7 protein-coding genes and 2 pseudogenes are annotated in these 10,862 nt (G+C 59.6%); 1 reads left to right on the top strand and 8 read right to left on the bottom strand.

What is annotated here, in order from left to right; all coding sequences use genetic code 11:
• From K289_RS49825 to tagH, 8 genes and pseudogenes are all read right to left on the bottom strand, one after another.
• Positions 1 to 207 (bottom strand): annotated as a pseudogene (locus tag K289_RS49825) (IS256 family transposase); the annotation flags it as partial.
• A 104-nt stretch (positions 208 to 311) separates the two neighbouring features.
• Positions 312 to 1,193 carry a serine/threonine-protein kinase gene (locus K289_RS0139445; RefSeq protein WP_027556374.1) on the bottom strand — a complete coding sequence of 294 codons (882 nt, stop codon included), beginning with the start codon at positions 1,191 to 1,193 and terminating at the stop codon, positions 312 to 314.
• A 2-nt stretch (positions 1,194 to 1,195) separates the two neighbouring features.
• On the bottom strand, positions 1,196 to 1,495 hold the full coding sequence (locus tag K289_RS0139440; RefSeq protein ID WP_156918441.1) for a hypothetical protein: 300 nt from the start codon (positions 1,493 to 1,495) through the stop codon (positions 1,196 to 1,198).
• Between the two features lie 10 nt (positions 1,496 to 1,505).
• On the bottom strand, positions 1,506 to 5,066 hold the full coding sequence (gene tssM, locus K289_RS0139435) for a type VI secretion system membrane subunit TssM (RefSeq protein ID WP_198024877.1): 3,561 nt from the start codon (positions 5,064 to 5,066) through the stop codon (positions 1,506 to 1,508).
• Positions 5,067 to 5,078: 12 nt separating this feature from the next.
• Complete coding sequence (icmH, locus tag K289_RS47010; RefSeq protein WP_084788935.1) at positions 5,079 to 5,960, bottom strand: type IVB secretion system protein IcmH/DotU; 882 nt, start codon at positions 5,958 to 5,960, stop codon at positions 5,079 to 5,081.
• A 14-nt stretch (positions 5,961 to 5,974) separates the two neighbouring features.
• Positions 5,975 to 7,300, bottom strand: a complete 1,326-nt coding sequence (gene tssK / locus K289_RS0139425) for a type VI secretion system baseplate subunit TssK (protein WP_027556371.1) — start codon at positions 7,298 to 7,300, stop codon at positions 5,975 to 5,977.
• Positions 7,301 to 7,374: 74 nt separating this feature from the next.
• Positions 7,375 to 7,884: a type VI secretion system lipoprotein TssJ gene (gene tssJ, locus K289_RS47005; RefSeq protein WP_051311317.1), complete on the bottom strand. Its 510-nt coding sequence runs from the start codon at positions 7,882 to 7,884 to the stop codon at positions 7,375 to 7,377.
• Complete coding sequence (gene tagH, locus K289_RS49820; RefSeq protein WP_084788934.1) at positions 7,884 to 9,593, bottom strand: type VI secretion system-associated FHA domain protein TagH; 1,710 nt, start codon at positions 9,591 to 9,593, stop codon at positions 7,884 to 7,886. Before tagH ends, tssJ begins: the two co-directional genes overlap by 1 nt.
• 975 nt (positions 9,594 to 10,568) lie before the next feature.
• Between tagH and K289_RS0139410 the strand changes: the two are divergent.
• Positions 10,569 to 10,862 (top strand): annotated as a pseudogene (locus K289_RS0139410) (transposase); the annotation flags it as partial.

The raw sequence follows: 10,862 nt of genomic DNA, 5'->3' as shown, positions 1-10,862 counted from the left end.
CGTTCGGCCCCAACGGTGCGCCCGCCGCGCCGCATCGCGACCGTGGCGCGGCCCGCAGGCCGCCGTGACATCCGCCTCCATCATCGTGCCGAGCGCCTCGATCCCCGCCGCAAGGCAGAACCGATCAAAGCTCGCCCGCACTTCTGCAAACGCTTCGTCCACAGCCCCAGTCGCCGGCGAACCAGCCGGTGTGATATCTCTCGTCATGGCGTTGCTCTCCTTTGTGGAATCAGCACCCCGAGCCTACCGGCTCAAGGTGGGCAACGCCGACCTCTTCAGAAATTCAACAGAACCCGGGACATCCCCCCGCTTTACGACAGCGGCATGCGCTGACCGCACCATCGGTAGAACCAGTGCGGACGGACAAGACGCTGAACGAACTCACCGACGGTTTCGATGCGGTCGCGGCGGTTGAGGGCAAGCCCCGAAGCGAGCACACGCCATTGCGCTGGCGAAATGGTCGGCGGTGCTGCCGGTATGAGGTTTGCCTTAAGTGCCTCGTCGGCTGGACAGCGCGCATACGGATGCGTACCCGTTAGGGCCAGATAGGCGACCACCGCGAGAGAATAGACATCATCGCTTTCCGCCCGTGGCTCACCCGTCAGCATCTCTAGCGAGGCATAAGCCGGCGTCAAGAACCTAATCTGATCGAGCAGAGCCGTCGCCCTGTCGTGTTGCGGCGAAAGGCGGGGCATAAGGACTGTCCCAAAGTCCAAAATTTTGACTTCGCCCGTCGAGGTCATGAAGATGTTTCCCGGTTTGAGGTCACCATGGACGACACCCTGGCTGTGCATGTGGGCGAGCCCTTGCCCGGCGGCGCGGACAATATGAAAGGACATAGAGGGAGACAGTGGCTGTCCCTGACGATCGGCCAGGATCTGCGCCAGCGAGCTGCCCTTTAAGAGCTCCATGACCAGGTAGTGGTACTTGCCGTCGTAGTCGGAATCGTAGATCCGCACCAAATTCCGGTGTACGAAGTCACGCAAGAGTCGCGCCTCACGATGCAACAGCTGCACCAATTTCTGGCGCATCTTCGAATCTGGCTTGAGGACCTTCACTGCCACTTCGGGGTTTTGTTCGCGCGCCCACAGGCCGATCCGATCGATCGCGCGATAGACGGTGCTGGTGCCGCCCTCGCTAATGACCTCGACCAGGACGAAACGATCGCCGAGCACGTATCCCAAAGGCGCCATACTCACAATGTGGCCTCGCCCAGGCGTTCGAGGATCGCGCTCGTATGGTTGGTAGCCAGTCGCGCAACAGCGCCAGGTAGGAGCCTGCGCATCATAACGTCGGCCGCCAGTAGTCCCTCAAACTCCTGATCCAGAATGGCCGGTTCGATCTGGTTGCGGTACAGGTAGAACGTGTCGCACAGATTGCTCGCCGCCACCGGGCGCCGATGCACCACCGTTGCGGCAGAATTGACCGCTCGTGACAAGCTGACGCCAGTAAGTTTTGCTCGTCCTTTTTCGCAGAAACTGAAACAATCTCTCACGGCACTCGACTCATATTTTATCGGGACATCGGAAGGAACGAAGGGCATTCAAGCTGAACGGATTGCTTACGCTTTCCCCCCGCAACTCATAGGTCACGTTGGGCCGGTCAGGTTCACCGATCATGATCGCAAAGCGGTCGGGAGTGCCTCGCGAGGAAGGGCGCGACGCATCGACAAGACGGAACAAAGCCCAAGGACCTGAGCGCTCAATCTTATCCTCGCTCCCGTCTACCGCGGCAAGGATGACTGAGGTCGAGCTTGCTTCGGTTCGAGTCGGCCATTCGAGGTCGTAGGTACGAGGCGCCTCGTGGCGATACACGATCTCCTTACCATCCATGACAAAGGTCGCGCGCAGCAGTCTGGAGGCGAGATAGACCGGCTTGATGCTGAACTTCACGGCCGGTGCGGAGCCCGAGCCGCTGAAGAAGGATTTGCGAATCTCTCTCGCGCGCTGAAATTGAGCCAGGGCATCCGCATGGATCGGTGCTGCCGCGCCGTCTATGGTCGCCGATCCAAGGCCGGTTCTGTTCTCGACGACGAATGGCGACAGGTACTTCTGAAAAAAGTCATCCAGAATCCCCCCGGGTCGAAAGAGATCGCTGAAGTCTTTTAATGTGACGTCCTCGATCGCCGCCGCGAACAATGGATAACGCTGATAGACGCCAGCCTGGCAGACCGGCACCACTTCCTGCGTCCAAACAGCATTGGCATGACCGTGTGCCTCGTGAAGCAAGATGCTCCATACCGAGAGCAGAATGTCGTTCATGATGGTGCGGACCAACTCAGGACGTAGCGCCGAGTCGGCGCGCAGGGCACCTAATGCATCGTTGCCTGGATTTTTTACACGCCGCTGAACAAGCTGAAATGCGGCCTGGCCCGGATCCGGTGCAGTCGCGATACCGGCCATCGTTGCATAGAGGCCGCCGAAGAGATCGCGGATGCGATCCATGCTGGGCGCCTGTCCCGAGGGTCCGCCGATGCCCAGTTGGACCAGAGGTCGGAAGGCTTCGGTGATCCGTGTTCCCGGCCAGGGGTCGTCGCCGAACGCCGCCGAGAACACGGCGGCCACCGCATCGCCCGCCTTCGCGGTGGTCTGCTCTCCCGGCGGCGACAGGTTCGTATTGTCGCGTACGATGGAAATGATCTGCTGTAGGGCGCTTTGCGGGCCAGCCAGCTCGCGCAGGATCGCCGTGGCGCGCTGCATATCGTCGAATTTGACGACCCGGACGCTACTCAGGGCGCTTGTCCAAATGCGAATGTAATCGGCAACATAGCGATCAATGACCTTGCGTACGACCTGTTGTGTATCCGCCGCGTCGAACGAGCTACTGGCAAGAATCCAGTCGCCGCTTTGCTCGTCCTGCACGATGTCTGGGAGGTGCGGCAGTAGGAAATCAATAAAACCGTCTCGCGTGAAGATGCCCGGGATGGTTGCAATACCATTCGAAGCAGGCAGCTCGTGCTGGCCAATGGCGGGGAAAACAGCATGGGGCTTGATCTCAAGCTGGCCGGCCCCCAGCAGATTGACCAAGTCGATTGGCCGCAGCCTCGTGTTCTGAGCGCCCTCGCGCAAAAGCCGGGCGTAAATCTGCTCGACGAGGGGGCGTTGCATCAGCCGCGAGCCCACCGCAATCACGAATTTCCGATCACTCGTGATGGGCTTCGGCAGCAAGTCGATGAGGCGTGAAAAATGCTCCAGCAGTTCGCCCGCTGATGTCGCATCTAGCGAAAACCCAAGCGCCACTTCAGTGCGCGCGGCCTGTTCGACTTTTTCGCGGTCGAAATGCCTCGAATCGCTCAACATCAAATACGTGCGGAACACCTGCTTGGCCTGGTCCAGAAAAGTATCGCTTCCAGCACGCAATAGTGCATCGATGCGAACGGCAAGCCTGCCTGCAAAAACCGGCAGCAGGCGGTCGACAAGAATCCGATCGTAGGCGTCCTGCGCAGCCGGCGCGAGCACCGGGGTCGCCGAAATCCCGAGGTCACCGAACCACGCGTACCAAGTGTTCTCGCCGGCTGTCTGCCGAAGACGACGCGCGGCATTCAGGGTCGGCAAGAGCTTCTTCAGATCCAGCGGCTCGCGTACTTCCTGGAGGCGCGCCTGCATGGTCTCGGCGGCCATTCTGGTTTCAGCGATGCGCGTTTCGCTGCGGGCGAAGGCGTCGTACCACTGATTCAATGCGGTCGCCGCCAGCATGACTGCCGCAAGATAGCCCCCACAGTGCACCAGCGCGAGCTTGCGCTCGAGCTTGAAATTGCGACCGACCAGTCCCTGCTCAGCGAAGATCACTTTTGTCAGCAACTGCTTAATGAAGAATGCCTTTCCCGGCCCGAGTGACGGCGTGGGCAGGCTTGCGTGCAGACCGAAACGGCTTCGGATCGCACCGCTTATCCGCTCAATCGGTGTTCCCTCCTGGGCGGCGCTTGTAAAATAGATCCCGCGCAGCATCGGGCTCTCTTCGAAGCGGCTTGGCCGGAAGACCTCGGCAACGAAGCCGGCGACTGCGGTCTGGATGCTCCTCAATTCTTTCGGGAATGTATACATCATTGCACGACGATTGGGATTGCGTTCGTCATGCATGCGAAACGCCAATTTGGTCTCAATGCGCTCGGCAAGTTCCTGGATCTCAAGTGTTGCGACGTCGTCGATGTGATCGCCCGGCCCCTCGAGAGGAAAGGTCTTGCCCCAGACCTGGGTGCGGCCCTCATGGTCGAGATCGTCGAAGTATTCAGCGAAGCCGGGCACGAGATCGCACTTGGTCACCAGAACATAAATCGGAATGCGCATGCCAAACGTCTTCAGTAGCTCCTGTATCCGCGAACGAAGCGACTGGGCCAGCCTGCGCCGGTTTCCATCGCCCATTATGAGATCGGACAGGCTGATCGCAAGCAGGATGCCGTTGATCGGCCGCCGGCGTCGATGCACCGTGAGAAGATTGAGAAATCCGTGCCAGGCCGCGCGATCGACCTCGGCATCCGAGTCCTGTGTCGTGTAACGGCTCGCCGTGTCGATAAAGACTGCTTCTTCGGTAAACCACCAGTCGCAGTTTCGCGTGCCACCAACGCCGGGCACCGGGTCGACGCCGAGCCGTTCGGCCAGCGGAAACTCCAGTCCCGAGTTGCGCAGGATCGTCGTCTTACCGGCGCCCGATGGCCCAATGATGATGTACCAAGGCAACTCGAACATATAGCCTGGTCCGGGTTTGCCGGCGAACGCCGTATCGCGCAGGACCTCGAGCGCGTCCTCGAAGCGCCGACGGATCAGCTCGACCTCCTCCCGGCCACGATCTCTGGAGGTCGCGACGAGGCCTCCGCTCTCCATCAACGACTTGATGACACGTCGATTGGCGCGGCGCGCCACCCAGTAACGGACAAGAACGATGACGACGACCGCCGAGAAGAGGCAGGCGATTGTGGCGGCACGAACAGTCACCGAAACGAACGGCTGTTGACCGAACAGCTCAAGGTGAGGGGCGCCGAACCAAATGAACGCGTCGACCGCCAACAAGGCGATCAGTTTGATGATGCCTCGAGCTGAGAAGATTGTCGCGAATTGAGCACCAAACACCTGCACCTCTCCTTACCGTGACCCAGACGGGTCGATCACGACGAGCAGTTGCTCGATGGCTGCGAGTTCGTTCGATAGGTGCCAGTGAACGAAACTGTAGCCAGCCAGCATAACTACGGTGGCGGCGACAAAGATGCTCCACAATGGCACGTAGCGACGTACGCCCGCACGTACTTTGACGCCGCGCCATTGGATCGATAGCTCCGCGGGTGGTGCGCTCGTAGAGTCCCGCAGCAGACGCTGAACATCGGAACGAAGATCTTCGAGCCGCTCCCGCCCCCCTTCCACCACGCGATATTTGCCTTCAAATCCCATCAACAAGCAGATGTTGATGAGCTTAAGCAACGCGAGGTATCTGGACGGCTTTGCCTGCACACGTTCGAGGATCTCGAAGACTTTCTCGCCGCCCCAGGTTTCATTGTGGAACTGGTTAAGCAGGCTGTTGCCACTCCAGGCGCTTTCACTGCCCCAGTGCGTTGTCATCACTGCTTCGTCCAGCAACGCGCACATCACGTAACGGGCGGCTGTTGCATCGCTACCAACTGCTTGATCTTTGGCGGCATGCTGCTCGAAGCGGCGGATTTGCTCAACAATCCCACGACGCAGCGCGCCGATATCGGCATTCTTGACGACACGAAGCTGCGCAACGATCAAGAGGAGCGGTGTCGCGGCCGCAACCAAGGCGTCCTCCACGGCTTTTGGCTCGAAGAGAGCTTGCACAACGATCTCGGAATGGTCGGCGACCCATACGTCGTCGGTTTCAGATAAAAGCGACCGCGCTTGAGGGCCTGCCGGCGCGGCGACGATCGGTGGAACACAAGCGGTCGATTGCCCGCCGTGAGTGTTACGGGTCGGACCGACTGGCCTGCGTCCAATGACTGTGGGTTCATCCATGTGTTTCGGGCCCGCTACGCATGTTTCCCACGCAGGGCCCAGAATTCGAGATGGAGATCCGGATAATCACCGCTGACGTGGAAAGCAAAGGCCGCCGAGCGCGGCAGTATACGCCACTGCTCCACCGACTGGTCCAACTCGAAATAGACGGCATTCTTGATGTAGGGCAACTCGCGCGGCGCCACTGCCAGCGCGCGAACCGGAACACCCGGGAGCTGAAGATTAACAAGATCGCGAATCTGCTCGACGGAGCCTACTTTGATCTGCGCCGGAAGCTGGTTGCGCAATGTCTCGGCCGGTACGCTTGCCACCGCGACAAGAATGAAGCGAGTGTCCTGGAACAAGGTGCGATCGGTGATCAGGCCGATCAGAATGCCGTAGCCGCGGTCCTGCAACGGCAGCGATATTGCGGCACTGTGCATCACGACTGATAACAGGTTGCGCAGGATAACAGCCAACGGCGTGAAGCAGCTCTCGAGATCCTCATGCCGATAGGAAGGAATCTCTTGCGGTTTGCGGCGGTTGTCAGCGAAGCTCGACAGCTGCCCTGCAAGGCCGAGCAGCGCGCGGAAGAGCGTTTCAGGATGATGCCCACGTGTCGCCGCGAAATGGTCGAACATGACGTCTGCGCCATTCACGATCGACAAAGTGAGGAGATTAATCAGTCCCGCTCCGTCTGCCAGCCCGCGCGAGGGGTCCGCGCGGGCGGCAAGCGCCTCTGCACGTGTCCGCAACAGCGATCTGATCTCGTTCAACAGCGCGATGACCGGCTTCACTGCGTGAATGTCGATGGCCGGCGGCACGTAGGTATCGGATAAGGTGATTGCGCCGGCCGGATCGATATCACGGATGCGGCCGACAGGCAGCGTGACCAGATCGCCTTGCTCCTCGTCGTCGAACACGAGATGTGCTGTTAGTGCCGCAACGGATATATCAACCGGAGCCTTCTCAGGCATGCTCGTATTCCGGAACTGCATGACCTGCTGATCGTACCGGCACGCAAGCGCACCGCCGGAATACACGTCGCGCGTGCCCACTGCGATTTTGACCAGCAGGTTTTTCGCACCCGGCGGAGGAATTCGTCCGGTCGGAAGACGGACATGCTCCGGCGCATGAAGGGCCGTGCCGTCAGGCATAATGGCTTCAAGTTCGGCAAGTGCGACTTGGCCAAGCGCCAGAAGATTGCGATCAAAGGCAATCTTCCGAATGCCCCAGCCGTAGCCGACCAGGCCAGCAACGCGGTTCTCGACCAGTTGCTCGATCCAGCGGTCGTATTGCTGAAAGTGCTGTGGCCGCACCAACATGCCTTCGGACCAGACCGGTTTGCTTGTCGCAGACATTTCTTCTGGCGCCTCTTCGCTGCTCTTTCCAAAGATGCATTAGTCCGCGGACCGTCACTATCATGACGACCCGATTAGAAGATTTTCCACCAATTTCGGCTGGCCTCCTCCTCAACCGTGACAGCCTGCGCAGTCACTTTCACCGAAACCCGGTTGTCGCGATCGGGTCTGATTTCGACAGTTGAGCGCCATTGCGCAGCGCTGCCCGAGCGGAAACCCGCGATCACGCCGACATTTCGGGTCTCGATCGGTGTATTGCGCTCGAAATCAACTTTGTCGCCAGGCGTCAATTCGACCTCGCGCTTGGCCACCAGATCGGGTCCAAGCCGCCTGGAGTCATCGTCGAACAGCTCGAAGAACTGCGCTTGCGTGAAACTGGCCGTCGACTTCAGCTCATAAATACGGACCACAACCGGAGACGGCTTGCCGTGGGCGTTTGGATTGACGAGCTCATCGGCCTCGATCACGAATTTGATTGGCGTCGTTTTCAAGCTCTTATCAGTCGAGCAACTGCCGGCTGCAGTGGCCAGCAGCAACGCGCCGCCAGCGATGGACAACCGCCGGATTTTGTTCGGCGGCGCCATTACGCTGTCTTTCCTTCATTCTGGCCGGGTAATGGGAGTTGGGACTCGTAGCTTCGGGTAAACTCTTCCACGATATAGGAGCGAGAGGTTCGATCAATGTCACCGACCATTGATGCATGCAGTTCCACGAACCGGTCCCACAACCGGGCCTTACTGAGGCGAGCGTCGAAAAGCCCGCTATTTGCACTGTCGCTCTCGATACGCTGGGGACTCATACGCGTTAGCACATTGCCGACCGCCCCTCTCATGGCCGCTAAGGCCGCGACCTCATGCGCCTTGATGTCGTCGAAGCCTGCGCGCACCGACCGGGAGAGCAGCAGGAATCCGCGATCCTTTGCGAGCGCCTCGCGCAGGACATGACTGCTCTTCGTGAACTGTAATGCGTTGTCGTTTCCAGCGCGTGTCGGTGTCGGCCCGATTTGGCACTCATTCTTGACCATGGCCCACGCCGCCAATATCGAATGCAAGCCGTGCGTCATTTCGGCGATCGCACGGCCTAGTTCGGCAAAGAACTCTCGACGTTGCGCTGGTGGCACAAGGTCCGGATTGAACCCGAGTGCGTTCCAGAACGCCTGCAGTTCGTCTGCCTCGGATGGAGCGTCCGCAGGCAACGACGGAGCAAAGCTCCTTGTCGAGTTGTCCAACTCGGGAGCGCCGACCGCGCGCAGCGCAGCAGTTTCTTTCAGTCCGGCCAGCCGATCAGGCCCCCGCTCCTCGGACGAGGGCGACCTTATGCCAGGATCCCGCAATTTCCCGATGTCATTTTTCGGAGGAGAGGCGAGCGGCTTGCGCGTGATATGGAGCGCTTCGTTCGGTTCGTCGAAGCGTGCTTCTGTTCGCTGCGATGGCATCCGGCGCGAGACCGCTCCCGGCAAGAGATCGCCAAGATCGAGGTCCTCGGGAATGATTGGCGCAGGAGGGTTCTTCGACGGTGCACCACTCCCATTGGAGAATGCAGAGGGCCGTGGTTGCGATGGCTCGACAAATCGGGCGTCGACTGACGATAACGGAATTGATCGGATATTGCCAGATTGCGCGTGCGAAGACGGCATCTCTATACTGGCAGCACTCGACAGTCGCGAGGGAAGATCCCCCACCTGTGTGGGATCTACAGCGAAGTTGTCGCAGTTGACCGCCTCGTCTCCCCACAAGGCCAGCGGATCAGGTGACTGCGGCTTCAATTGTGCAGCTGAATGGAAGGACTGGCGCGGGCCAGGCGCCATTAACGGATCGAGAGGGAGGTTCGCATCACTGCCCAACGGTCGGGCGGCTGGAAGAGCTGCAGTTTTTTGGGGAAGCGACGTCGACGGCAATGTCCCCGTTGCCCGAGCGAGGCGCACCGTTTTCGAGCCCGTCAAGCCGAGCCGTTGACGTTCCTCGACTGGATCGTCTTCGATCATCACTGAAATGATGTAATTCGCCATGTACAGCGTATCGCCATCGGCTAACGGCGCGGTATTGCCGCGTCCTAGCGGTGCGTCCACCGTGTTGATGTAGATGCCATTGGTGCTTGTATCGGTGATCGTGAAACCGACGCCATTGAATGCGATCAGCGCGTGGTGTCCTGACAGCGTGTTCGTTGGGTCTGGAAGACGCCAGTTGCAGCCGCTCCCGCGTCCGAGGGAGCCCCCATCCGGTCCAAACGCCCGTCTTGCGTTGCGGCCCAGGGACTCGGCGCTTTCTCCGAGGACTCCGAGTATGAGATGCATCCCACACCTTCAGGCTTGCTCGCCGGCACAAGCGGTCATCCAAGCGTCCCATTGGAATTGCCGTGGCGGCACCATTGCCTCCTACTAAGCAGCATTGTTGTTAGGCCGATCGATTGGCTCATGCGCCGGTTCCGCAGGGTGAAAAGGAAGGTCTCTTCGTGAAACTGCATCGGCGGCCGCGCTGGCTTTGCCTCTCAGAAACGAGGCACGCGAACTCAAGCAAAGGAGCGCATCAGTCGTCTCCCGCATCCACGTGCACTCCGCCAATCAATTTGCCAGATTTCGGTAGCAACGGTCGTGCCAATGGCATCTCCAATCTAAGCCCCTGATTGGGCATAAGACTCTAGGCTCCGGCAAATGACCCAGATATTATCAAACCGACAGAGGCTCGTGCAGCCGTCAGACACCGGACAAAATGAACCTCAGACAACTTTTTTGGCTACAACCGGCCCAGCGTAATCCAGCGATCCTCGACCAAACAGACAGGGCAGCTTGTCGAGCCAATACGGTGTCGACTTGGGGCCGCAGAGATGCACACGAGCCGTCGCTTGCGGCAAGTGTTGAGCGAGGCCTTGGCCGTCTCGTCGGGCGTCATGACAAAACGGCCAAGCCACCACACGTCACAGCAACTGGCGTGCCAGACAATCGTATGCGATGAAGGGAGGCAAAAAGCAGCAGGCTTTCAGGCCATGCCCGGCCAACCACTCGCGCCCTCAAAGGCGGCTTCCGGACTTACATGTAGCTTATCGGACATCATAGCAGGAGTGAGGTGTCTTCGCTCGAGCGTTCGCAGCGGAGGGCCTTGCGGCCCAGAAGGATGTTCACAGCCAATCGCGATTCTTGACGAAAAGGTCGTCGAACAAAAGATTACAGAAGTAGATCACCCCACGCGCTGGGTGAGACGGATCATTGTGACCTGCCACTGCGTATTTCCTCCAGATGGAGTTAGAGTCCGGCCTGAAGAAGGACGGACAGATGAAGCGAGCAAGGTTCACGGAAGAGCAGATTATCGCTGTGTTGAAGGAGCATGAGGCTGGGGCGAAGACGGCGGACTTGGCTCGCAAGCATGGGATCTCCGAGGCAACAATCTACAACTGGAAGGCCAGGTTCGGCGGCATGGACGTTTCCGAGGCCAAGCGGCTGAAGGCGCTGGAGGAGGAGAATGCGAAGCTGAAGAAGCTTCTGGCCGAGCAAATGCTCGATGCGGCGGCCCTTCGCGAGCTGCTGTCAAAAAAATGGTAGGGCCCGCCGCTAAGCGCGCCGCGGTGG

Source organism: Bradyrhizobium sp. Cp5.3, assembly GCF_000426265.1.
In the GTDB taxonomy this organism is placed as follows: domain Bacteria; phylum Pseudomonadota; class Alphaproteobacteria; order Rhizobiales; family Xanthobacteraceae; genus Bradyrhizobium; species Bradyrhizobium neotropicale.
This window is presented reverse-complemented; position numbering and strand designations above follow the sequence as displayed.